This window comes from Blastococcus sp. SYSU DS0541 (assembly GCF_054050875.1).
On the sequence record NZ_JBJHAD010000014.1, the window covers coordinates 1 to 21566 of the forward strand.

Genomic DNA, 21566 nt, shown 5'->3' on the forward strand with positions numbered 1-21566 from the left:
AGTAAACGTGCTCGCGTTTCGGGGGGCCGGTCCCCGGGGTGGAGCCCGCCCGCGCCGCGGTGGGCGGGGACCGCGGGGGGACGAGACGGAGCCCCGGGGGCCCCCCCACGCCTCGCAGGCTCGGCGCGGGACCCTGCACCGCGGCCGCGGTGCAGGGTCCCGTCGTCAGCCGCTGCAGACGAGGCCGCGCCGCAGCGCTTCCAGGTTGGCGGCCATGAGGCCGGGATAGGTCTGCTCGGCCGTCACCCGCTCGATGGGGTGCAGCACGTCGGTCGCCAGCCCCAGGTCGGCGGCGAGGACCTCCGCCACGGAGGAGCCCGCGGCGGCCTCGAAGAAGATCGTCCGCGCGCCCGAGCTCAGGACCGCGTCGGCCGCGGCCCGCACCCGGCTCGGCGGAGGCTCGACCTGCGGGTCGAGGCCGGCGACCCCGACCTGGCGCAGGCCGTACCGGTCGGCGAGGTACCCGAACGCCTCGTGCGTCGCGAGCAGCGTGGCCCCCTGGCAGGGAGCGAGGGTCTCGGCGTACTCGCGGTCCAGGTCGGCGAGCGAGTCGGCCAGCCGTCCGGCCGCCGCGGCGTACTCCGCCGCGTGGTCGGGGTCGACCGCCGCGAGCTCCTCGGCCACCTGCTCGCCCAGCTCGGCCAGCCGGAGCGGGTCGAGCCAGAAGTGCGGGTCCCGCCCGCGGTCGGCCACGGCGGCGGCGTCCACCAGGTGCTCCGGTGGCTGCTGGTCGAGGAGCTCGTCGAGCGCCGGCTGCAGGCCGCCGGAGAGGTGGACGACGACGTCGGCCTCGCCGATGGCCGCGACGTCCCGGGGTGCCGGCTCCAGCCCGTGGGTGTCGTCGCCGGCGGGCGTCAGGTTGGCGACCTCGACGTGCTTCCCCCCGACCGCCTCGGCGACGTACTCGAGCGGGTACGACGAGACGAGGACGTCGACGCCGCCGTCGTCCGGTGGGCCGGCCGGGTCCCCGGCGCACCCGGAGACCGCGCACAGGACGAGCCCGGTGAGGGCCGCCCTCCGCGCGGCACCGGCGGCGATCACTCGCCGTTCTCGTCGTGCTCGTCGCCCTCGGCGTGCTCCTCGTCGCCGTGCTCGTGCGCGGTGCGCCCCTCGACGTCGCCGGAGACCCCGGCGAGCTCGATCGGTGCCACCTCCAGGTCGCCGCTCTTCCACACCGCGCCGCCCTCGACGTCGACCGCGTGGATCTGCTGGGTGGCGGGCTCGGTCACGTAGGCCATGCCGTCGACGACGACGACCTGCGGATGCGGGTCCTGCCAGTCCTCGGACTCCTCCCAGGGGCCGGTGACGGGGATGGAGCGGGTCACGGTGCCGGAGACCGGGTCGATGACCTGCAGGGCGCCGTCGTAGGTGAGGACCAGGCCCTCGCCGTTCGGCCCGCGGCCGAAGGAGCGGTACCAGTAGGGCGCCGGGAGGTCGACCAGGCGCAGCTCCGCGGTCGTCGTGTCGATCAGCGCGACGGTGCTGGACCGGTCCTCGGCGCTGCGCTCGTAGTCGCCGAGCACGATCGGCGACTCCTCGGTGCCGAACTGGTTGCCGATGCGCCCGTACTCGTCGGGGCTCTGGATCTTGGTGAGCTCGCCGCCGGCGTAGAGCACGGCGCCGTCCTGGCAGCCGATGACGATCGCCTCGTCGGCGGCCACGGTCTCGCCGTGGACGGCGGGACAGTCGTCGCGCGCGGCGATCTCCTGGCCGTGGGCGTCGAGGATCCGGACGCCGCTGCGCGACTCCTCGGTGCCCTCCGACACCAGCATCGTGCCGTCCTCCAGCTCGACCGCGACGCCGTGGTGGGCCTCCGGGGTGGAGGACCGGGTGAGCTCGACGTCGTCGTCGGCGATGTGCGCGCTGTCGAAGGCGGTGATGTCACCGGTGCCGTCGTCGAACAGGACGGTGCGGCCCGCGTGGGCGACCACGTGCCCGGGCTGCTCGGCCTCGAAGAGCACCTCGGTCAGCTCGGGGTCGGCGGTGTAGTAGTGCGCGTGGTCGCCGTGCGGCTCGCCCCAGGCCCCGCCGTCGAGGAGGCGGAAGCCGCCCTGCGTGGAGACCAGGAAGTGGCGGCCGTCGCCGGCGGGGTTGAGCCGGTTGAAGCCCTCGAGGGGTTCGTCGGCGAGCACCTCGAGGGTGGTGCCGTCGAGGACGAGCAGCCCGCCGTCGTAGGTGGCGGCCAGGCGCGGCTGGTTGGCGCCGACCTCGGTGGGCTCGGCGGCGGGGGAGGGGGTCGGCTCCTCCGCCGGCGCGGCGGTGGCGCCCGCGTCGGTCGATGCGCAGCCGGTGACGGCGGCCAGGGGGACGACCGCCGCGAGGACGGTGGTTCGGAGGGCGGCCAGGGGACGCACGGGGGGCTCCTTCACGGGATGGACGGGACGCCGACACCGTAACGAATACGACAATCATTCTCACTAGTCGGGTGCTCGCGGGCCCCGGGCCCTCGGCGCCGTCGCGCACGCGACCGGCGCGGGACGCACCGTCCCCGGGGCCGCAGGAAGGTCAGCTCCGCGTGGTACCCATGACGGGTGGGTGTGCGGAGTCTGCTGGGCCGGGTGATCGGAGCCGGGGTCCTCTCCGCCGTGCTCCTGGTGGTCTCCACGGCCCTCGGCATCTGGTGGACCGCGCGGCAGGACGCCCGGCCGCAGTCCGATGCCATCGTGGTTCTCGGGTCGGCCCAGTACAACGGCGTGCCGTCGTCGATCTTCGAGGCGCGACTGGAGCACGCGCTGAGGCTGTACGAGCAGGGCGTCGCCCCCGTGATCGTGACCGTGGGGGGCAAGGCCGCCGGCGACCAGTTCGCCGAGGCCGAGGCCGGCCGCGACTACCTCGCCGCCACCGGCGTCCCCGCCGAGTCGCTGCTCGCGGTGCCCGAGGGGGTGGACACCCTGGAGAGCATGCGGGTGGTCGGCGAGGCCTTCGCCGAGCGGGGCTGGGAGCGGGCCGTCCTGGTCACCGACCCCTGGCACGCGATGCGCGCCGAGCGCATGGCCGAGGACGCCGGGATGGAGGCGGAGAGCTCCCCGACCCGTCAGGGCCCGGCCGTGCAGACCCGCGCCACGCAGTTCCGCTACATCCTGCGGGAGACTGCTGCCTACCTGCTCTACCGAGTGACCGGTGAGAGCGTCGCCGGCGCACCCGGCATCGGCTGAGGGAGGACACGGTGCTCGAACTGGGCAAGGCCGGCACCTCCGGCGTCGGCGGGGGAGTCGTCCCCGTCCTGTCGGACGGCGCGGTCGTGGCGACCCTGTGGGCGGAGAACTGGCGGGAGGCGGCGACCGCCGTGATCGGTGACCCGCGCTGGCTCTTCGGCAAGCAGAAGGGCGTGCTCACCGGCCGCTGGGAGGTCGACCCCACCGACTCCTCCCGGCTGCGCGCCCGGCAGACGTCGTTCTGGAAGAGCACCTGGGGCCTCGACCTCGAGGGCGTCGTCCTGGAGCGGGCGACGGCGTCGGTGTGGAAGAGCTCTCACCGCTACACCGCCGGGGCGCGCACCGTCGCCGAGTCGGGGACGACAGGCGGCTGGTCGCCGCGGCCGACGCTCCACGCCGAGCCGACGGTGCCGCTGCACCACCAGGTCTTCCTGCTCTGGATCGAGCTCGTTCTCTCCCGCCGCAACACCGCCGTGACGGGGGGCGCGGTCGGGGTGGCCGTGATCGGCGGGAGCAGCTGATGGCCGGCCGGGGCCGCATCCGGGCGGCGGACATCGCGCTGGTGCGCGAGCGCAGCAAGATCGACGACATCGTGGGCGAGCACCTGCAGCTCAAGCGCGCCGGCGGCGGCAGCCTCAAGGGCCTGTGCCCCTTCCACGACGAGAAGTCGCCGTCCTTCCAGGTCACGCCGTCGAGGAACCTCTTCCATTGCTTTGGTTGCGGGGTAGGTGGCGACGTCATCTCCTTCGTCCAGCAGATCGACCACCTGTCGTTCAGCGAGGCCGTCGAGCTGCTGGCCAACCGCGCCAACATCGAGCTGAAGTACGAGGACGACGGCGGACGTCCCACCGCCGGGCCCGACCGCGCCTCGGTGGGACAGCGCGCGCGGCTGGTCGCGGCCAACACCGCGGCGGCCGCCTTCTACGCCGAGCAGCTGGGCACCCCCGATGCCGCGCCGGCCCGCCAGTTCCTCGCCGACCGCGCCTTCGACCGGCAGGCGGCGCTGGACTTCGGCTGCGGCTACGCCCCCGGCGGCTGGGACGGGCTGACCCGCCACCTTCGGGCCAAGGGCTTCACCCAGGCCGAGCTGGTGACGGCGGGGCTGGCGAAGGAGTCCTCCCGGGGCACGCTGATCGACCGGTTCCACCGCCGGCTGGTGTGGCCGATCCGCGACATCACCGGCGACGTCATCGGCTTCGGCGCCCGCAAGCTCATGGACGACGACCCGGGGCCCAAGTACCTCAACACCCCCGAGACGCCGCTCTACAAGAAGAGCTCGGTGCTCTACGGCATCGACCGCGCCAAGCGCGACATCGCCCGCCGGCACCAGGCGGTCGTCGTCGAGGGCTACACCGACGTCATGGCCTGCCACCTGGCCGGCGTGACGACGGCGGTGGCCTCCTGCGGCACCGCCTTCGGCGCCGAGCACATCGGCGTGCTCCGCCGGCTGCTCATGGACCAGGACGAGTTCCGCGGCGAGGTCGTCTACACCTTCGACGGCGACGCCGCCGGCCAGGCCGCGGCGATGAAGACCTTCGCCGAGGACCAGCGCTTCGTCGGGCAGACGTTCGTCGCGGTCGAGCAGGAGGGCCGCGACCCGTGCGAGCTGCGCCAGGAGCAGGGTGACGCCGCCGTCCGCGACCTCGTCGCCCGGCGCACCCCGCTGATCGCCTTCGTGCTGCGGACGACGCTGGCCGGCTACGACCTCGACACCGTCGAGGGCCGGGTCGCCGCGCTCGAGAAGACCGTGCCGCTGGTGGCGGGCATCAAGGACCACGCCCTGCGCCCGGCCTACGCCCGGGAGCTCGCCGGGATGATCGGCAACACGGACGAGGCCGAGGTGCTGGAGCGGGTGCGGCGGCTGACCGGCGACGGGGGAGGGGCGCCGTCGCGGGGCCGCCCGCGTGCGCCGAAGCGGACGCCGGACGATGCGGCGGTCGCCGTCGAGCGCGAGGCCGTGAAGGCCGCGCTGCAGGCGCCCGAGTACGCCGGTCCCTCCTTCGACGTCGTGCCTCCGGGTGCCTACACCGACCCGGACTACGCCGCCGTCGCCGCGGCCGTGGCCGGGGCGGGCGGCACCGCCGGCGTGACGGTGACGGGGCCGGCGTGGCTGGACCAGGTGGCGGCGCACTGCGAGCGGGAGAGCGCCCGGGCGCTGCTCACGGCGCTGGCGGTGGAGCCGATGCGCTCGGTCACCGGCGAGTGCGACCCCGCCTACGTGAACGCGATCCTCGCCCGGCTCCAGGAGATGGCGACCGTGCGCCAGGTGGCCGCGCTCAAGGGTCGCCTGCAGCGGATGAACCCGGTGGAGCAGGCCGACGAGTACACGAAGGTCTTCGGCCAGCTCGTCGCGTTGGAGCAGCAGGCGCGGTCGCTGCGCGAGCGGGCGATGGGCGGCCTCGCGTCGTGAGTCTGCTGGAGAACCTCCGGCGCCGGTTCGCGCGCCCGCCCGCGGAGGTGCGCGCCGCCCTGGCCGACCCCGACGAGCGCGTGCTCGCCTGGGGGGTGCTGGCCCGCGACGCCGGCTGGCTGGTGGCCACCTCCCGCGGCCTGCGGGTGATCGGCCCCTCGGGCGGTGGCGTGCTGCCGTGGCACGAGGTGGGGCACGCCCGCTGGGTCGCGACCGCCGACGGCGGCGGCTCCTTCAGCGTGACGCCCCTCGCCGAGGTGGAGCCGGGGGTGCAGGCGCGCCTGTCCGCCGTGCGGCACGTGCTCACCGACGCCGGCGACCTCCCGGCGACCGTGCGCCGGCGGGTCGACCAGACGATCGTGACCAGCCGCCGCAGCCCGCTGCCCGACCGGGGCGGCCTGCTGCTGGTGGCCCGGCGGGTCCCCGGTCAGGCAGCCCGCGAGTGGACCGTGGTCTTCGACGACGACGCCGACCGCGACGACCCGGTGGCCCGCGACATCGCGCGGCAGAAGCTCGCCGAGGCGCTGGCCGCCGAGCAGCCGGACTGAGCCGGCGGGCGGCTCAGCGGGGCGGCTCGCCGCCCAGCTGCGACTTCAGCGTCGAGACCGCGTCGTCGGCCTTCGCCTGCGCCATGCCGGCGAGGCTCTGCAGGCGCGGGTCGTCCTTGGCGTGCTCCCAGGTGCGGCGGATCTGCTCGTAGCGCTCGCGGCCGGCCCGCGATCCGAGCACGTAACCAGCACCGAATCCGGCGAGGAACGACAGCTTGGCCACGGGAACCTCCTGGTTGAACGGGCGGTGAACGACGGTCACCGTACCTGTGGCGGGCACCGCCCCGCCCCCGCGAGCCGCGTGCCGGGGCACATCGGCCGTGGGGTACTCTCGTCGGGCCAGCGGGTCGCGCCCGCTGATCCCCCGTAGCTCAATTGGCAGAGCATGCGACTGTTAATCGCAGGGTTATTGGTTCGAGTCCAATCGGGGGAGCAGAACAAGGCCTCCGACCAGCGGTTTCGCCAGTCGGGGGCCTTCGTCGTCCCTGTCCTGGGCGCTCGGCCCAGCACCTGCTCAGGTACGTGCAACGCCGACGCGCGCCACCTCAGCCGAGGACCAGCGCGGGGACCGTGCTTCGCGCACCGTCGGGCGGTGGTGTGGACGTCCGTCGTCATGGACGCCTCCTCGTGCCCGCTCGCGGCCTCGTGCGCCTCCCACGGTGCCGCGTTCGTCCCGGATGCGGCCGGGCACCGGGTGGCCGCATCCGTGCGCGCCGGACGCGACCGGTAGGAGCACGTACCGCCCTCGACGCCCATCCCCGAGTCCGACGCGCCGGCTGGGGAGGCCAGCCGGTCGGCCGTGTCCCGCGTCCCAACCTCCGTGTGAGCCCTGGGGCTTGCGGTATAGAGCCGGGATGGCTGTCGCCCCGAGCCCCGAAGAGGTCTACGAGCGCGCGAAGCACGAGGGTCGTCGTCGGCTCGCCATGTCGCCCCTGGACAAGGTCGCCACCGCGTTCATCGCCGGGGTGACGATCGTGTTCGGCATCGTGGCGCTCGGGGTCGTCGAGGGGCTGCTCGAACCGGACGTCGGCGGGGGAGTGGCGACCGTCGCGGGCGCGTTGGCGTTCGCCGTGGGCGTCGTGTTCCTGATCGTGGGACGGTCGGAGCTGTTCACCGAGGACTTCTTCGACCCCGTCGCGGCGGCGATCGAGGAGAAGGGCCGCAGGCCGTGGGTCCAGCTGGGCCGGCTGTGGCTGCTGACGTTCGCGCTGAACCTGGTGGGCGGCGGGATCCTGGTGGCGCTCATGACGGTGCCGGGCGCACTGCCCACCGGCGCTGCGGACGCCCTCGTCTCGGTGGCCGAGGACATCGCCGGCAAGGACTGGGCGGCGACCGTCGTCCGCGCCATCTTCGCCGGGGCGCTGATCACTCTGCTGTCGTACATGGTCCGGGCCTGCAACAGCATGGCGGCGCAGATCCTCGTCGCGTTCCTCGTCGGTTTCCTCCTGGCGCTGGGGCCGTTCGACCACGTCGTCGTCTCCGGGTTGCACCTGATGTTCGGCATCTGGCTCTCCGACGCCGTGGCCTACGTCGACCTGTGGAAGAACATCGGTCTGGCCACGGCGGGCAACATGATCGGTGGCCTTCTCCTGATCACCTTGACCCACACGGCCCAGGTCAAGAGCTAGCCGCGGCGCGGCGTCGCGTCGCGTCAGGCCGGCCGCGACCATGGCTGCGCCGGTGGCTTCCGCGCCGCCCGCGGGCTAGCGTCTCGGTGGGTCGAAGACGCGGCCTCTGCCCGCACCGGTGCGGGTGCCGGCCGTTGCCCTGCCGCCGCCGGCGACTCCTCCTCGTTCGCGAGGTGACCGCAGTGGCCCTGTCGTCCGCTTCTCCGACCGATTCGCACCACGAGGACGCCTCACGGCTCCTCGCGCGCCTGGACCTCGTGACCGGCCACCTGGAGCTGGTCGGACGGGTCGACCGGGCAACCGCGCACCTGCTCGAGGACGCCGTCTCCGCGCTCCTGCTCACCTCGTGCGCGCAGTGGACCCTCGACCTCAGCGCAGCCACGGTGGGCGATCAGCACGGTCTGCGCGCCATCGCCGTCGCCCACCGCCGGGCCACCCGGCACCGCCGGCAGTTCACCCTCCGGGGCGCTTCGCCCACCCTGCAGCGAGCGGCGCTGGATCTCGGTGGCGCGGCGCACCACCCAGGCGCGGGCGTCGTCAACCCGAACTGACCGGGCGTCACGCCCGCCGGGACGGGGAGGACGGGTGACGGCGCGTCGATCCGGGACGGTGATCATCAGGACGGCGAGGTCGCCGGTCCCGTACCGGGAGCCGGCGAGCCGCCCGGTGACCGCCGTCGGTCGCCCGCCTCGCGTCCGCCCGCCCGCCGGCAGCTGACGAGCCGGGGATCGCCCCGGCGTCCATGACGTTGCCGTGTCAACCTCGGCTCTACCGGGGAGCTCTCCTCCGCCGTCCGGGAACGCCTGCCAGACTTCTGTTCCTGGCGACGACGCGCGCCAGAGACACCTCTCCACCCCTTCCGGGACCGCGCGGACGCGTCTCCCCGTGGCAGGGCAGCCCTGGACGCCGGCTGGACGACCGCCCGACGACTCCGTCCACCCCTGCGGACCGTGCGCGACCTGACCTGAGTGGAGCGCGATGCCGCAGCAGACCGAAGCGCACCACCTGATCAAGGGTTTCGGCCGGGCCGTCGGCGGAGCCCTGCTCTTCGCCATGCCCGTCCTGATGACGATGGAGGTGTGGCGGCTGAGCCTCGCCGTCGACCGCTACCGCCTGGCCGCCCTCGCGGTCGGGACCGTCCTGCTGGTCATCGGCCTCGCCCGCCACCTGGGAGGCTCCGGAGCGTCGGGATGGCGCCCTGCTCTGGTGGACGCGGGCGTGGCGTTCCTCGCTGCCGCCGTCGCCGCAGCGGTCATCCTCACCACCCTCGACGTCCTGGACTGGCTGCGGAACTGGCAGGACGCGACCTCGATCCTCGGCCTGGAACTGCTGCCGGCCGCGGTCGGGGCCTCCTACGCCCGCACCCAGCTCGGGCAGAACAGCGCCTCACCGGGCAAGTCCGGGTACGGCCACGAGCTCTTCCTGATGGTGGCCGGGGCGGTGGTGTTCGCCGCGAACCTGGCACCGACGGAGGAGATCGTCCTGCTCGCGGCCACGATGACCCCCTGGCACACGCTGGCCCTCATCGGCGTCAGCCTCGCGCTGATGCACGCCTTCGTCTACGGGGTCGGTTTCGGCGGGCAGGAGCAGGATGAGGGCCCCGTCCGGGCCTTCACCACCTTCACCGTCGCCGGCTACGCGCTCGCGGTGTGCGTGTCGGCGTACCTCCTGTGGACGTTGGGCCGCTTCGACGACACCGGGCTGCTCATGGCGGTCACCGAGACGGTGGTCCTGGCCCTCCCGGCGAGCCTGGGCGCCGCGGCGGCCCGGCTCATCCTGTGACGAGAGGAAAGCCCCATGCCCGAATCCGACGAGGACGCCCAGGACCAGGGCGCCGGTGGTACGTCAGCGGCCGAGTACGCCGCGGGCGGCCTGGGCGGAGTGCTGGTGCTGCTGCTGATCGCCTTCCTCGGCTACCAGGCCGTCGCGGTCCGGGAGAGCGGCCCGGAGCTGGCCGTCGAGATAACGGCCATCGAGCAGGCAGGTCCCGGTTACGAGGTGCACGTACGGGTGCGCAACGACGGTGGGACCACGGCCGAGACGGTGCAGCTCAGCGGTCAGCTGACCCGGGACGGGCGTCAGGTCGAGCAGGCCTCCGCGAGCGTCGCCTACGTTCCGCCGGAGAGCCGGCGTGAGGCGGTGCTGGTGTTCTCGGCCGATCCGCGCGACGGCGAGCTCACGGTTGGTCCCGAGGGGTACAAGGTCGCCTGAGTCGGTGACCGCCGCGCTCGCGCACCCCCGCCCGGCGTCCTCATGACGCACGTGGTCACGGCCGCCGGCTGACGGGGCGACCGTCGGGGGATCGCCGCAGTCAGGGCCGACGGACGGCGTAGCGCAGCAGGACGACGCCGTTGCCGAACCGCCGGTTCTCCACCAGGTCCAGCTCGGTCGGTCCGTCGGCGCTCTCGAACAGCCGCCGGCCGCGGCCGAGGACGACCGGGCTGACGTAGAGGCGGTACTCGTCGACCAGGTCCAGCCGGCGGAAGGTCTGGACCAGGTCCACCCCGCCGAGCGTCATGTCCCCGCCCGGCTCCTGCTTCAGCGCGCGGATCTCGTCGGGGTCCACCGCTGCGCGCAGCGTCGCGTTGGGGCCCACCCGTTCCAGCGTGCGGGAGAAGACGATCTTCGGCGTGGCGCGCCAGATGCCGGCGAACTCCTGCATGACCGGCGGGAAGTCCGGGTTCTGGTCGGCGGTCGGCCAGACCGCCTCCATCAGCTCGTAGGTGACCCGGCCCTCCACGAATGCGCTCATCGTCGCGAGCTGCTGGTTGAAGTGCGCGTGGAGCTCCTCGTCGACCAGGTGCCAGCTCAGGTCGTGGTCCGGCCCCTCGAAGTAGCCGTCCAGCGACAGCGTCATCTGCACGACGATCTTGCGCATGCGTCCTCCTGATCCGTGACCGGGCGGGAGCTCAGACCGGTGGACTCCGGCGATCTCATCGGTCCCGCCGCTGCGGCTCGGCACCCGAGCGGTCAGGGAGTGCTCCCGCGGCCGTCGAACTCGGCGAGCAGCCGCCGCGGCGCACGTGCTCGCCACGCGTCCTCCACCAGCTCCGCGAGCTCGTCGACCGGGATCCGCCCGAGCCGCACCAGGACGACGGCGTACCCGTCGAAGTGCGGCGTCGTGAGGAAGACGTCGGGCGCCGCCGCGAGCAGCGAGGCCTTCACGCCCTCGTCGGCCACGCACACCCCCAGCACCGGCTCGTCCTCGTCCGGCGCCGCGGTGCCGAGCGCCGCGCGGTCGGCCGGCCGCAACGGCCGCACCCAGACGAAGCCCTTGCCGTGCACCCGCCACGACGGCTGCCCGCCGTACGAGGGGTGCTCGTCGGTGTCCGGCAGCCCGGCGACCAACCGTCGGACGTCTTCCCAGGTCGCCATCCCCGCAGTGTGGTCCCGTCGGGGCGCCGGTGGGAGGGTGCCTCCGGTGGCGCGGTGATCGGCCACCCGACGACCGGTGCAGCCATCGAGAGAGGAACGACCGTGCCGACCGACCCCTTCGCCGCCTTCCGGGCGGCGGTCGAGAGCCGTGACGTCGACGCCGCGGTGCGGCTGTTCGCGGACGACTGCGTCTTCCTGTCGCCGATCGTCCACGAGCCCTACCGCGGCACCGGGCCGCTGCACGCGATCCTCACCGGCGTGATGTCCGTCTTCGAGGACTTCCGCTACACCGCCTCCTACGCGGCCGACGGCGGGCACGTCCTCGCCTTCGACACCCGGGTCGGGGACCGCGCCCTCCAGGGCGTGGACATCCTGCGCGGCCGCGGCGGCGTCCTGACCGAACTCACGGTGATGGTCCGGCCCTACTCGGCCGCGACCGCGCTCCGCGAGCGGATGGCGGCGCTGCTCGCGTGAGGACGCCGGACCGGGGCACCGCTCCCCGTAGGGTGCAGCGCGCCACGGGGAGCCGGTGCGGGCGAGGAGGGAAGACGCGATGACGATGGGTCCCGATCGGGAGGACGCTCAGGACGAGGACCGCCCGCCGATCACCATCTTCGGCCCCGACTTCCCCTTCGCGTTCGACGACTGGATCACCCACCCCTCGGGCCTGGGGGCCGTCCCGCCCGAGCGGCACGGGGAGGAGGTCGCCATCGTCGGCGCCGGGATCTCCGGCCTCGTCGCGGCGTACGAGCTGATGAAGCTGGGCCTCAAGCCGGTCCTCTACGAGGCCTCGCAGATGGGGGGCCGGCTGCGGTCGGCCCGGTTCGAGGGCGCGCCGGAGGAGATCGTCGCCGAGCTGGGCGGCATGCGGTTCCCCGTGTCGTCGACCGCCTTCTACCGCTACGTCGACCTGCTCGGCCTGGAGACCAGGCCCTTTCCGAACCCGCTGACGCATGCGTCGGGCAGCACGGTCATCGACATCGAGGGCGAGACGCACTACGCGGAGTCCTCCGAGGCCCTGCCGCCGCTGTTCCGGGAGGTGGCGGCGGCGTGGGCCGACGCACTGCAGACCGTCGGGTTCGCCGAGATCCAGGACGCCATCCGGGCGCGCGACGTGAAGTCGCTCAAGGCGCTGTGGGACGAGCTCGTGCCCCTGTGGGACGACCGCACCTTCTACGACTTCATCGCCAGCTCGGAGGCGTTCTCGCGGCTGTCCTTCCACCACCGGGAGGTGTTCGGCCAGGTCGGCTTCGGCACCGGCGGCTGGGACTCCGACTTCCCGAACTCGATGCTGGAGATCTTCCGCGTGGTGATGACCAACTGCGACGAGGACCAGCGCTTCGTCGTCGGCGGGGTGGAGCAGGTGCCGTGGGGGTTGTGGAACCACGCCCCCGACGCGCCCGCGCACTGGCCGGCCGGGACGACGCTGGCGAAGCTCCACTCCGGCGGTCCCCGTGCCGGTGTCGCCGCCATCGCCCGGGACGCCGACGGCGCCTTCGCCGTCACCGACGCCTGGGGACACGTCGCCCGGTACCCCGCGGTGCTCGTCACCTGCCAGAGCTGGCTGCTGACGACGCAGATCGACTGCGACGAGAGCCTGTTCGCGCAGAAGATGTGGACGGCCCTGGACCGCACGCGCTACATGCAGTCGTCCAAGACCTTCGTGATGGTCGACCGGCCGTTCTGGAAGGACAAGGACCCGGTGACCGGCCGCGACGTCATGAGCATGACGCTGACCGACCGGCTGACCCGCGGCACGTACCTGTTCGACCACGGCGACGACAAGCCCGGTGTCATCTGCCTGACGTACTCGTGGATGAGCGACGCGCTGAAGATGCTGCCGTACCCGGTGGACCAGCGCGTGCGGCTGGCGCTCGGGGCGCTGAAGAAGATCTACCCCGGTCTGGACATCGCGCAGCACATCATCGGCGACCCGGTCACGATCTCCTGGGAGGCGGACGCGCACTTCCTCGGCGCCTTCAAGGGCGCCCTGCCGGGCCACTACCGGTACAACCACCGGATGTACTCCCATTTCGTGCAGGACGACTTCCCGCCCGAGCACCGGGGGATCTTCCTGGCCGGCGACGACGTCTCGTGGACGCCGGCCTGGGTCGAGGGCGCGGTGCAGACCTCCCTCAACGCGGTCTGGGGCATCATGCGGCACTTCGGGGGCCGCACCCACGCGGGCAACCCCGGCCCCGGCGACGTCTTCGCCGAGCTCGGCCCCGTCGCGCTGCCCGACTAGCTCACGCGGTGCCGGCGTCCAGGGTCGAGCGGCTCCAGTCGGGACGGCGCAGGGGGAGCCGGCTGTCCCCGCCCGGCCGCACGGCGAGGACCTGGTTCACCCCGACCCGGTGGCGCTCGAATGCCAGCGCCGAGCCGGCCAGGTAGAGCCGCCAGACGCGTGCCCGCCCCGGCGAGGACGCCCGCACGGCCTCGTCCCAGTGCGCCTCCAGGTTGCGCACCCACGCCCGGCAGGTCAGCGCGTAGTGCCGGCGCAGCGCCTCGACGTCGCACACCTCGAAGCCGGCCTCCTCCAGCACCTGCACGTGCGTGGCCAAGGGCTGCAGCTCGCCGTCGGGGAAGACGTAGCGCGTGAGGAACGACCCCGGGTCGGGGCGGTCGGGGCCGGCCGCGGGGCCGCGGGCGATCGCGTGGTTGAGCAGCCGGCCACCCGGCGCGAGCAGGTCGTGCAACCGGCCGGCGTACCGGGGCAGCTGGTCGCGGCCCACGTGCTCGGCCATGCCGACCGACGCGATGGCGTCGAACGGGCCGTCGTCGACCTCCCGGTAGTCCCGCAACCGCACCTCGACGCGGTCGGCGAGCCCGGCGTCGGCCAGCCGGCGGCGGGCCAGGTCCGCCTGGGCGCCCGAGATGGTCACCCCCACCACCGAGACGCCGTACCGGGAGGCCGCGTGCAGGGCCAGCGAGCCCCACCCGCAGCCGACGTCCAGCAGCCGCATCCCCGGTTCCAGTCCGAGCTTGCGGCAGACCAGGTCCAGCTTCGCCTCCTGCGCGCGCTCGAGCGTCGCGCCGGGCTCGGGGAAGTAGGCGCAGCTGTAGACCAGCGACGGGCCGAGCAGCAGGCGGTAGAAGTCGTTGCCGACGTCGTAGTGGTGGGTGATGGCGCTGCGGTCGCGGTGCAGCGAGTGCCGGAGGCCGTGCAGCCGGGCCTCCTCCGGCGGCGGCGCCGGAGGAGGCCCGAGGACCCCCAGCCGGAGCAGTGGGCCCGCCAGCCGGGCGAGCACCCGCCGGTCCAGGCGCAGGTCGGGCCGGGACGGCAGGTCGTCCGGGAAGCTCAGGGCGGCGTAGAGGTCCCCCTCGATGTCGAGGTCGCCGCTGACGTAGGCCCGGGCCAGGCCCAGCTCTCCCGGCGCGTGGACCAGGCGGCGCAGCGCCCTCCGGTGGTGCACCACGAGGGTGGGTGCGCCGTCGACGAGCGTCTCGGAGCCGTCCCAGCAGCGCACCGAGAGGGGGAGCGGTGCGCCGATCAGGAGGCTCCCCAGTTCGTGGACCAGCCGGCTCGCGCCCCGGTGCGCCATGCCCCGACCCTGGCAGAACGACCGCGCCCCGGGGGAGGGGTTCCGGCGCCGGCGTCCGCTTAGAACAGGTCGACGACGAACCGCCCCGCCGTCCAGACACCCAGCCCCATCAGCGCGCCCCCGAGCCCGAGGAGCAGGACGATCCAGGCCGCGGCGAGGCGGTCGCGCCAGGTCGACGCGTGCGGCGCGGGGGGCGTCGGATCGGGGAGCGGCCGGGCGAGCCACTGGGCGGCGTGCTGCTGGGTGCAGAAGTCGGCATCCACGAAGCGGAACTCGTCGGCCTCGTCGTGGCGGGTGACCTCGAGGTGGACCCAGCTGCGGCCGCCGTCCACGTCCGCCCAGGGACGGCCGCACGTGGCGCAGGCGGAGGCGTCGTGCCGGTCGGGCAGGATCACCCCCGGCACGGTAGCGGTGGGCGACGGCCCGCTGGACCAGGCGCACCGGGCCTCACGTGCCCGGCTCGTCCACTCCCCGGCTTGCTCCCTGCCGTGCCCTGGGGCCACCCTCGCACTAGCCGGCTCACGGTGCCGAAGGGATGCCGGCGCACCGGACGAGCGAGGAGAGGGCATGGTGGCCCAGCGACGGACGCGTGCGGGCAGGCGCGGGGGAGCCGCCGGCGGCCCCGGGCGCAGGGCCGCGCTCGTCCTGGCCCTCGCGCTCGGAGGCCTGGCCGCCTGCGGGGCCGGGGCGACGTCCCCGGCGCTGGAGGCCGAGGTGCAGGGGCTGCGGGAGGAGGTCGACGAGCTCCGCGACCGGGTCGAGGCGCTGGAGCAGCAGCCGCCCCCGTCCGCCGCCCCCAGCGGGGCCCCGCCCACGGAGGACCCCTCGGCGCCCGGCGACGGCGAGCCCACGCCCGACGGCGGTGCCGGGCAGCCGTTCGACGACCCCGCCGGCCTGTTCGAGGATCCCGAACCGCTGGTCGGGCAGGACGTCACGGTGACCGCCGAGGTGGTGGAGCTGGTCTCGGTCGCCGACGTGGGAGCCGCCTTCCGCCTAGGCGACGGAGACGGGACCACCGTCGGCGTGGTGACGCCGACCCCGCCCGGTGACCTCGAGGTCGGCGACGTCCTGCGGGTCACCGGACCCGTCGGGCGCGTCGAGCGGGATTCCTTCGAGGCGGACTTCGGGATCTCCGCCGACGTGCTGGCGGAGGACCCCGAGAGGCTGTTCACCGAGCTCGGCGGGGAGATCGCGGTCGCCGCCCGCGAGGCGGAGGTCGTGCGGCAGTCGTCCGGCTGAGCCGGAGCTACGGGAGGCCCGCGCCCGCCGCCGGTTGCGGTGCCGGTTCCGGTGCGGGTGGGGGCGCGGGTGCCGCCCCGTCCGGGACGGCGGGTGCCGGCCGGGGGGTGGCCAGCGGGTTGTCGCGGAGGTAGTCGAACACCCGGTAGGCGACGGCGACGAGCGGCACGGCCAGCAGCGCTCCGGCGAGGCCCCAGAGCAGCGAGCCGGCGGTCACCGAGACCAGGATGACCACCGGGTGCAGGCGCAGTGACCGGCCGACGATGATCGGGTGCAGGACATTGCCCTCGACCTGCTGCACCACCAGGACGGCGACCAGCACGATGATCGCATCGGTCAGGCCGTTGGTGACCAGGGTGACGAGCACGGCCACCGCCCCGCTCACGGTCGCGCCGAACAGGGGGATGAAGGCGCCGACGAACGTCAGCAGGGTGAGCGAGGGCCACAGCGGCACGCCCAGGATGACCAGCGCCAAGCCGATCCCCACCGCGTCGATCAGCGCCACGATGACGATGCCCCGCACGTACTGCGACAGCGTCGTCCACGCCGTCCGCCCGGCGCCGTCCACCTGGGCGCGCCGCCGGGCGGGCACGAGCCGCAGGACCCAGGCCCACATCGACGCCCCGTCCTTGAGCAGGAAGAAGGTCAGGAAGGCCACCAGGAGGACGGCGGCCAGGACGTAGAGGGCCATGCTCGCCGCCGCGGTCGGCTCCGGCGCGAGCCGGAAGAGGCGGTCCACCACGGCGTTGCGGGCCTCGGTGACCTGCTGCGGGTCCAGGCCCAGCGGCCCCTCGATCAGCCACACCCGGATCCGGTCGATCCCGGCGGCCAGGGGGCGGGTGAGGTTGCGCAGCTGGTCCGCGGCGCGGAAGCCGACGAGGAACCCGGCACCGATCAGGACACCGAACAGGAGGAGCACCGACAGCAGCGCCGCGGCCGCCCGGGGCAGCCCGCGGGCCAGCCACCGGGTGATCGGCGCGATGACGGCGGCGAGCAGCAGGGCCACGGCGATGGCGACCGTCACCAGCGGCAGGCGCAGCAGCACCCAGAACAGCAGCCAGGCGATCCCCGCCAGCGCCAGGACGGCGGCGCTGACGACGAGGGTCCGCACCGCCCACGCGGGTGCGGCGGGGACCGGGGCCAGCGGGTAGCGCTCGGGCGCCGTCGCGACGGTCCTCGGCGCGGGCGAGCCGGCGCCGTCCTGCGGCGGCACACCCGTCGCCCGCCTCGACCACCAGCTCACCGCCGTCGTCCCGTCCGCACAGTCGCTCCTCCGGTCCTGGTGATCCCGTTCCTCCCGTGCCGGTAGCGGCAACGGGGTACCTGCGCATCCTCGGCCACCGCGGCACGACCGGCCGGGCGAACCGCGACGGCGCGGTGGAGCACCGCTCCCGGCGCTCCACCGCGTGCCGCGTGCGTCAGCGGATCAGTCGTTCTGGCCCTGCTCCTGCAGCACCTCGATGCTGTCGGCGGAGATGGCCACCGATCCCTCCTCCTCCTGGAACCACGCGTCGGCGTCCTCGAAGAGCTCGTCGGAGGCGACGCCGAAGTCCTGCTCGAAGGTGTCGCGCTGCACCTGGACGACGGTGCCGGTGACCTGGACGACGTCGTTGGCGTCCATCTCCGCGGTCTGGGCGGCCGAGACGACGGCGATCGGGTCGCCCGACTCGCCGGCGATCCGGAAGGCGCTGCCGACGTCCGTGGTCGTCACCATCTCCGAGACCTCCGCGCTGACGGTGACCTCCTGGCCGACGTAGGACTGGCTGTCCTCGAAGAACGCGGCGGTGTCGTCCTCCGCCCCGAGCGGGTCGACGGGCGCCTCGGTGCCGACGCCCTCCTCGAGGGCACCCACCCGCTCGTCGAGGCCGGCCAGCTGGTCCTCGACCTGCTGGAGGTCGTCGGCGGTGACGCCGCCGGCCTCGGGACCTGCCGAGTCGTCGCTGCAGGCCGCGAGGCCGCCCAGGCCCAGCACGGCGGCGGCGAGCGCGGTCGCGGTTCGGCCCGCCCGCTGCTTGCCGGTGGACGTGGTTCGTGCTGCGTTCGTGGTCATGCTTCCCCCTCTGGGATCCGGCCGGTCGGAGCCCGGCCGATGTCGGTCTGGACGGCGCACCAGGTGCCCGCTGCACGGCAGGGGGGCGCGGTGTGTGCGCGCACCGACACGGATCCGACACCGATCCGCCACATGGTCACGGAGCGGTCACGGGCGGGGGCGAGGAGCAGGCGCCTCCCGGGTGGATTCCGCGGCGACGCGGTCCGGGCCCCTCCCGCCGGCAACGGCCCCCGGTTCTGTTGCGGTCCTCTTGCAGATCCGTGTCAGCACGGGTCGAATCGCTGTGACCGCCGCGCGGACGGGCACATCCGGCGCAGCGGCCGCCGACGTCGCGGCCGCTCCCGCCGTATCCCGGAGGTCGCCATGTCCCAGCCCGTCCTGTCCCGACCGACCTCGTCCGCGCCGCAGCCCCGGAGCCTCGCGGCCATCGACGGGGACCTCCGGTCCAGCCGCAGCGTCCGCCTGGACGCGGAACGGGAGCTCGCCGAGATCCGGCGGCGCCAGGAGGAGCTCGCCGATCTCGAGGCCTCCCTGCTGGTGACGATCGACTGCAGATCGCGGATGGTCGACCACCTCCTGGACGAACGGCTGCGCGCCGCGGCCGCCCTGCGCGCCCCGGCGGCCGAGGAGTGGCACCCGTTCGGCGCGCTGGGCTGAACGGGCCGTCTGCAGCGGGCTGCCGTCCGGGCACCGACGCCGGGCCCGGCACGGTTCGTCAGGAGAGGAGATCCGCCCGTGACCGACGACATCCCCCGCGTGGGCGCCGCCGACAGCAGCCTCGCCCTGCTCCGGGAGGGGTACACGTTCGGCACCCACCGTTTCGCCGCCGTGGGGACCGACGTCTTCGAGACGCGCCTGATGCTCCGGCCGGCCGTCATGGCCTATGGCGAGGAGGCGGCGCGGCTGCTGTACGAACCGGACCGGATGACCCGCCGCCGGGCGCTGCCTCCGACGGTGGTGACGCTCCTGCAGGACCTGGGCAGCGTCCAGATGCTGGACGGTTCGGCGCACCGCCACCGCAAGGCGATGTTCCTGTCCCTCATGACCCCTGCCGCGCTGGACGACCTGGCCGACCGGGTGGAGGGCGAGTGGCGGGACGGGGTGCGGCGGTGGGCCGGCGCGGGCGACGTCGTCCTGCTCGACGCCGTCCACGAGGTCCTCTGCCGGGCCGTGTGCGCGTGGGCCGGGATCCCGCTCACGCCGGCCGAGGTGGGTGAGCGCACCCGGCAGCTCGCCGCGATGGTGGCGGGCGCCGGGGCCGTGGGGCCGCGGAACCTCCGCGGGCAGGTCCGTCGGCACCGGGCCGAGCGCTGGGCCGGTGCGGTGATCGACCGGATCCGCAGCGGTGCGCTCCCCGTGGAGGAGGGTCGGGCCGCGGACGTGATCGCCTCGTACCGCGACGAGGAGGGCCGGTTGCTCGACCCGGAGGTCGCGCGGGTGGAGCTGATCAACGTGCTCCGCCCGACGGTGGCGGTGGCGCGGTACGTCGTCTTCGCGGGGCTCGCGCTCGCCCAGCACCCCGATGCCCGCGCCCGCGCCGCCGCCGACGAGGAGTACCGCCGCTGGTTCGTGCAGGAGGTCCGCCGCTACTACCCGTTCTTCCCGGCCGTGGGCGGACGGGTGCTCGAGCCGTTCGACTGGCGCGGCCGCCACTTCGGGCCCGGTGACTGGTTCCTCCTGGACGTCTACGCCACCAACCACGACCGCCGGCTGTGGGACGAGCCGGCTGCCTTCCGGCCCGAGCGGTTCGCCACCTGGGACGGCGGCCCGTACAGCTTCGTCCCCCAGGGCGGCGGGGACGTCGAGGCGGGGCACCGCTGCGCGGGCGAGTGGCTCACGATCACGGTGGTGGAGCGCGCCGTCCGGCTGCTCACCACGGCCATGACCTACGACGTCCCGCTGCAGGATCTGAGCATCGACCTGTCACGGATGCCGGCGGGCCCCGCCAGCGGGGTGCGCCTGTCCGCTGTCCGGCCGGTGGGGTGAACGGCGCGGCCCGCCCGCACCGCCCCGGGCCGGTGCTCCGTGTCGAAGCCGTGACAGCGGCGGCCGGGCGGTTTCCGCCGGCGGGTCCGGGTAGCCGTCCACCGGCACGACCCCCAGCGAGAGGAGATCCCCGTGTCCGCAGGACGGGTGGTGGCGGTGCGGACGACCCCGTCGGTCGTCCCGCCGATGGAGGAGAGCAACGAGGCCGAGCCGGAGCAGCTGGCCACGGCCCGCCGGCAGAGGGACGCCGACCGCCGGCTCGTGCCGGGCCTCGACGTCACCGTCACCGTGCCGGACGCCTCTCCGCGCGGGTCCGAGACCCCGTACGCGGGGTGACGGCGGTGCCCGGCTCCCAGGTCGCCGGCGTCTCCACCCGGCGGGTGGTCGAGTCGCTGCTGGGCGTGCCCTTCACCGAGGGCAACAGGGTCGACGTCCTGAGGGACGGCGACGAGACGTTCCCGGCGCTGCTGGAGGCCATCGCCGCCGCACGACGCAGCGTCGACCTGCTCTGGTTCTCCTGGCGGGGCGGGGAGATCAGCCACGAGGTCGCCGGAGCCCTCGCCCAGCGCGCCCAGGACGGCGTGCGCGTCCGGGTCCTGCTCGACGGCTACGGCGCCAAGCACATGGACCGGGGCGACCTGCGTGCCCTGCGCGGGGCCGGGTGCATCGTCTACTTCTATCGGCCCATGCACAGCTTCCGGGTCACCGCCTGGAACATGCGCACGCACCGCCGCGTGCTGGTGTGCGACGAGCAGGTCGGGTTCACCGGAGGGACGGGCATCGACTCCACGTGGACCGGGAGCGGCCGGCAGCCCGGGGACTGGCGGGACACCGCCTTCCGGGTCCGGGGACCGGCCGTCGCGGGCCTCCGCGCGGCCTTCGTGTCCGCCTGGATGCAGGCGCAGGTCCGCCTCCCGGGCGGGCTGGTCTCGGCCGAGGACGAGTTCCCGGAGCTTCCGCCGGCGGGCACCACGGCCGTCCAGGTGTTCCGGACGTCGTCGCAGCCGGGGTGGAGCGAGGCGGCCGTCGCCATCGCCGCGCTGCTGCAGGCCGCCCGGCAGGACGTCCGGATCACCACGCCCTACATCCGGCTGCCCCGGTGGCTGCGCCAGTTGCTCTGCGACACCGCCCGCCGAGGGGTGCGGGTGCGCGTGCTGGTCAGCGGACCGCACCAGGAGCGACCGTCGGTGCACCTGCAGGCGGAGCTGGACTTCCAGCCGCTGCTCGACGCCGGTGTCGAGATCTGGCGCTACCAGCCCTCGCTGCTCCACGCCAAGGTGGTCTCCGTCGACGGCGCCGTCGCGCTGGTCGGCACGACGAACGTCGACGTCCGGTCGCTCGCGCTCAACGAGCAGGTGGGACTGGTGCTCGACGACCCCGTGGTCGTGGGGGTGCTCGACCGCCACTTCGCCGACGACCTCTCGCTCAGCGAACGGGTCGACGCCGGCCGGTGGCGCGACCGGGGCCTCCGCAGGCGGGCGCTGGAGGTGGCCGCGGACGTGGTGGGGCGCCCCCTGCGGGGCATGGGGGCGGCCGGGCTGGCCGGTCGCCGCCCCTGAGAAGGCTGCGTTGCAGAACCGTGACGAAGGGCGCTCCCGGCGGTGGGCGGGTTCCTGCCGGGAATGGTCCGGAG

24 protein-coding genes and 1 tRNA gene are annotated in these 21566 nt (G+C 74.2%); 16 read left to right on the top strand and 9 right to left on the bottom strand.

Translation table 11 applies throughout. From position 1 onward, the window contains the following. Positions 1-165: 165 nt before the first annotated feature. Both ACI794_RS14950 and aztD read right to left on the bottom strand, forming a co-directional pair. A complete protein-coding gene (locus tag ACI794_RS14950; RefSeq protein ID WP_456616759.1) occupies positions 166-1041 on the bottom strand; it encodes a metal ABC transporter substrate-binding protein in 876 nt (291 codons plus the stop codon). After that, the gene (gene aztD, locus ACI794_RS14955) at positions 1038-2354 is read right to left on the bottom strand and encodes a zinc metallochaperone AztD (protein ID WP_456616760.1); all 1317 of its coding nucleotides are present in this window, start codon (positions 2352-2354) and stop codon (positions 1038-1040) included. Before aztD ends, ACI794_RS14950 begins: the two co-directional genes overlap by 4 nt. Before the next feature lie 177 nt (positions 2355-2531). Between aztD and ACI794_RS14960 the strand changes: the two genes are divergently transcribed. The 4 genes from ACI794_RS14960 to ACI794_RS14975 are packed head-to-tail and all read left to right on the top strand — an operon-like array spanning position 2532 to position 6113. Next, positions 2532-3155, top strand: a complete 624-nt coding sequence (locus ACI794_RS14960; protein WP_456602962.1) for a YdcF family protein — start codon at positions 2532-2534, stop codon at positions 3153-3155. 11 nt (positions 3156-3166) lie between these two features. Further along, positions 3167-3676 carry a hypothetical protein gene (locus tag ACI794_RS14965; protein ID WP_456616761.1) on the top strand — a complete coding sequence of 170 codons (510 nt, stop codon included), beginning with the start codon at positions 3167-3169 and terminating at the stop codon, positions 3674-3676. Continuing rightward, positions 3676-5565 carry a DNA primase gene (gene dnaG / locus ACI794_RS14970; RefSeq protein WP_456616762.1) on the top strand — a complete coding sequence of 630 codons (1890 nt, stop codon included), beginning with the start codon at positions 3676-3678 and terminating at the stop codon, positions 5563-5565. The genes ACI794_RS14965 and dnaG overlap by 1 nt, the downstream gene beginning before the upstream one ends. Beyond that, a complete protein-coding gene (locus ACI794_RS14975; protein WP_456616763.1) occupies positions 5562-6113 on the top strand; it encodes a hypothetical protein in 552 nt (183 codons plus the stop codon). Before dnaG ends, ACI794_RS14975 begins: the two co-directional genes overlap by 4 nt. A 13-nt stretch (positions 6114-6126) precedes the next feature. Here ACI794_RS14975 and ACI794_RS14980 read toward each other — a convergent pair whose 3' ends face one another. Beyond that, the gene (locus ACI794_RS14980; RefSeq protein ID WP_456582904.1) at positions 6127-6336 is read right to left on the bottom strand and encodes a hypothetical protein; all 210 of its coding nucleotides are present in this window, start codon (positions 6334-6336) and stop codon (positions 6127-6129) included. A gap of 137 nt (positions 6337-6473) precedes the next feature. Between ACI794_RS14980 and ACI794_RS14985 the strand changes: the two genes are divergently transcribed. From ACI794_RS14985 to ACI794_RS15005, 5 genes are all read left to right on the top strand, one after another. Further along, positions 6474-6546, top strand: a tRNA-Asn gene (locus ACI794_RS14985). Positions 6547-6967: 421 nt separating this feature from the next. Next, positions 6968-7741 (top strand): formate/nitrite transporter family protein, encoded by a 774-nt coding sequence (locus ACI794_RS14990; RefSeq protein ID WP_456602967.1) that lies wholly within the window; start codon positions 6968-6970, stop codon positions 7739-7741. 182 nt (positions 7742-7923) lie between these two features. After that, positions 7924-8292: an STAS domain-containing protein gene (locus tag ACI794_RS14995; RefSeq protein WP_456602968.1), complete on the top strand. Its 369-nt coding sequence runs from the start codon at positions 7924-7926 to the stop codon at positions 8290-8292. 427 nt (positions 8293-8719) lie between these two features. Beyond that, positions 8720-9523, top strand: coding sequence for a TIGR02587 family membrane protein (locus ACI794_RS15000; RefSeq protein ID WP_456602969.1), 804 nt, complete (start codon positions 8720-8722; stop codon positions 9521-9523). Positions 9524-9538: 15 nt separating this feature from the next. Next, complete coding sequence (locus ACI794_RS15005) at positions 9539-9952, top strand: hypothetical protein (protein ID WP_456602970.1); 414 nt, start codon at positions 9539-9541, stop codon at positions 9950-9952. Between the two features lie 100 nt (positions 9953-10052). On the opposite strand, the gene ACI794_RS15010 is transcribed toward ACI794_RS15005, so the two are convergent. Together ACI794_RS15010 and ACI794_RS15015 are read right to left on the bottom strand one after the other, a co-directional pair. After that, the gene (locus ACI794_RS15010) at positions 10053-10619 is read right to left on the bottom strand and encodes a dihydrofolate reductase family protein (protein WP_456602971.1); all 567 of its coding nucleotides are present in this window, start codon (positions 10617-10619) and stop codon (positions 10053-10055) included. A 92-nt stretch (positions 10620-10711) separates the two neighbouring features. Then, positions 10712-11116 carry an MmcQ/YjbR family DNA-binding protein gene (locus ACI794_RS15015; protein WP_456602972.1) on the bottom strand — a complete coding sequence of 135 codons (405 nt, stop codon included), beginning with the start codon at positions 11114-11116 and terminating at the stop codon, positions 10712-10714. Between the two features lie 102 nt (positions 11117-11218). Between ACI794_RS15015 and ACI794_RS15020 the strand changes: the two genes are divergently transcribed. Both ACI794_RS15020 and ACI794_RS15025 read left to right on the top strand, forming a co-directional pair. Further along, the gene (locus ACI794_RS15020) at positions 11219-11590 is read left to right on the top strand and encodes a nuclear transport factor 2 family protein (RefSeq protein WP_456602973.1); all 372 of its coding nucleotides are present in this window, start codon (positions 11219-11221) and stop codon (positions 11588-11590) included. 79 nt (positions 11591-11669) lie between these two features. Further along, entirely contained in the window at positions 11670-13361 is a 1692-nt protein-coding gene (locus tag ACI794_RS15025; protein ID WP_456616764.1) for a flavin monoamine oxidase family protein, read from the top strand. 1 nt (position 13362) lies between these two features. Here the strand turns inward: ACI794_RS15025 and ACI794_RS15030 are convergent, their stop codons facing one another. Together ACI794_RS15030 and ACI794_RS15035 are read right to left on the bottom strand one after the other, a co-directional pair. Continuing rightward, entirely contained in the window at positions 13363-14658 is a 1296-nt protein-coding gene (locus tag ACI794_RS15030; RefSeq protein WP_456602975.1) for a class I SAM-dependent methyltransferase, read from the bottom strand. Positions 14659-14717: 59 nt separating this feature from the next. After that, entirely contained in the window at positions 14718-15053 is a 336-nt protein-coding gene (locus ACI794_RS15035; protein WP_456602976.1) for a hypothetical protein, read from the bottom strand. A gap of 172 nt (positions 15054-15225) precedes the next feature. Here ACI794_RS15035 and ACI794_RS15040 point away from each other — a divergent pair, with 172 nt between their 5' ends. After that, positions 15226-15897, top strand: coding sequence for a hypothetical protein (locus ACI794_RS15040; protein WP_456602977.1), 672 nt, complete (start codon positions 15226-15228; stop codon positions 15895-15897). A gap of 7 nt (positions 15898-15904) precedes the next feature. Here ACI794_RS15040 and ACI794_RS15045 read toward each other — a convergent pair whose 3' ends face one another. Together ACI794_RS15045 and ACI794_RS15050 are read right to left on the bottom strand one after the other, a co-directional pair. After that, positions 15905-17110, bottom strand: a complete 1206-nt coding sequence (locus tag ACI794_RS15045; RefSeq protein WP_456602978.1) for an AI-2E family transporter — start codon at positions 17108-17110, stop codon at positions 15905-15907. 213 nt (positions 17111-17323) lie between these two features. Next, a complete protein-coding gene (locus ACI794_RS15050; RefSeq protein WP_456602979.1) occupies positions 17324-17947 on the bottom strand; it encodes a hypothetical protein in 624 nt (207 codons plus the stop codon). A 363-nt stretch (positions 17948-18310) separates the two neighbouring features. Between ACI794_RS15050 and ACI794_RS15055 the strand changes: the two genes are divergently transcribed. The 4 genes from ACI794_RS15055 (at position 18311) to ACI794_RS15070 (ending at position 21492) form a co-directional block, all read left to right on the top strand. Further along, positions 18311-18604, top strand: coding sequence for a hypothetical protein (locus tag ACI794_RS15055; RefSeq protein ID WP_456602980.1), 294 nt, complete (start codon positions 18311-18313; stop codon positions 18602-18604). Between the two features lie 78 nt (positions 18605-18682). Beyond that, complete coding sequence (locus tag ACI794_RS15060) at positions 18683-19933, top strand: cytochrome P450 (RefSeq protein ID WP_456602981.1); 1251 nt, start codon at positions 18683-18685, stop codon at positions 19931-19933. Positions 19934-20065: 132 nt separating this feature from the next. Beyond that, a complete protein-coding gene (locus ACI794_RS15065; protein ID WP_456602982.1) occupies positions 20066-20269 on the top strand; it encodes a hypothetical protein in 204 nt (67 codons plus the stop codon). 5 nt (positions 20270-20274) lie between these two features. Beyond that, a complete protein-coding gene (locus ACI794_RS15070; RefSeq protein WP_456616765.1) occupies positions 20275-21492 on the top strand; it encodes a phospholipase D-like domain-containing protein in 1218 nt (405 codons plus the stop codon). Positions 21493-21566: the final 74 nt, after the last annotated feature.

Excerpts from the sequence above, each read along its gene's own strand:
- ACI794_RS15055 (WP_456602980.1), top strand. The coding sequence starts at position 18,311 with ATGTCCCAGCCCGTCCTGTCCCGACCGACCTCGTCCGCGCCGCAGCCC.
- ACI794_RS15015 (WP_456602972.1), bottom strand. The coding sequence starts at position 11,116 with ATGGCGACCTGGGAAGACGTCCGACGGTTGGTCGCCGGGCTGCCGGAC.
- ACI794_RS15040 (WP_456602977.1), top strand. The coding sequence starts at position 15,226 with ATGGTGGCCCAGCGACGGACGCGTGCGGGCAGGCGCGGGGGAGCCGCC.
- dnaG (WP_456616762.1), top strand. The coding sequence starts at position 3,676 with ATGGCCGGCCGGGGCCGCATCCGGGCGGCGGACATCGCGCTGGTGCGC.
- ACI794_RS15050 (WP_456602979.1), bottom strand. The coding sequence starts at position 17,947 with ATGACCACGAACGCAGCACGAACCACGTCCACCGGCAAGCAGCGGGCG.
- ACI794_RS15030 (WP_456602975.1), bottom strand. The coding sequence starts at position 14,658 with ATGGCGCACCGGGGCGCGAGCCGGCTGGTCCACGAACTGGGGAGCCTC.
- ACI794_RS15025 (WP_456616764.1), top strand. The coding sequence starts at position 11,670 with ATGACGATGGGTCCCGATCGGGAGGACGCTCAGGACGAGGACCGCCCG.
- ACI794_RS15000 (WP_456602969.1), top strand. The coding sequence starts at position 8,720 with ATGCCGCAGCAGACCGAAGCGCACCACCTGATCAAGGGTTTCGGCCGG.
- ACI794_RS15010 (WP_456602971.1), bottom strand. The coding sequence starts at position 10,619 with ATGCGCAAGATCGTCGTGCAGATGACGCTGTCGCTGGACGGCTACTTC.
- ACI794_RS14990 (WP_456602967.1), top strand. The coding sequence starts at position 6,968 with ATGGCTGTCGCCCCGAGCCCCGAAGAGGTCTACGAGCGCGCGAAGCAC.
- ACI794_RS15005 (WP_456602970.1), top strand. The coding sequence starts at position 9,539 with ATGCCCGAATCCGACGAGGACGCCCAGGACCAGGGCGCCGGTGGTACG.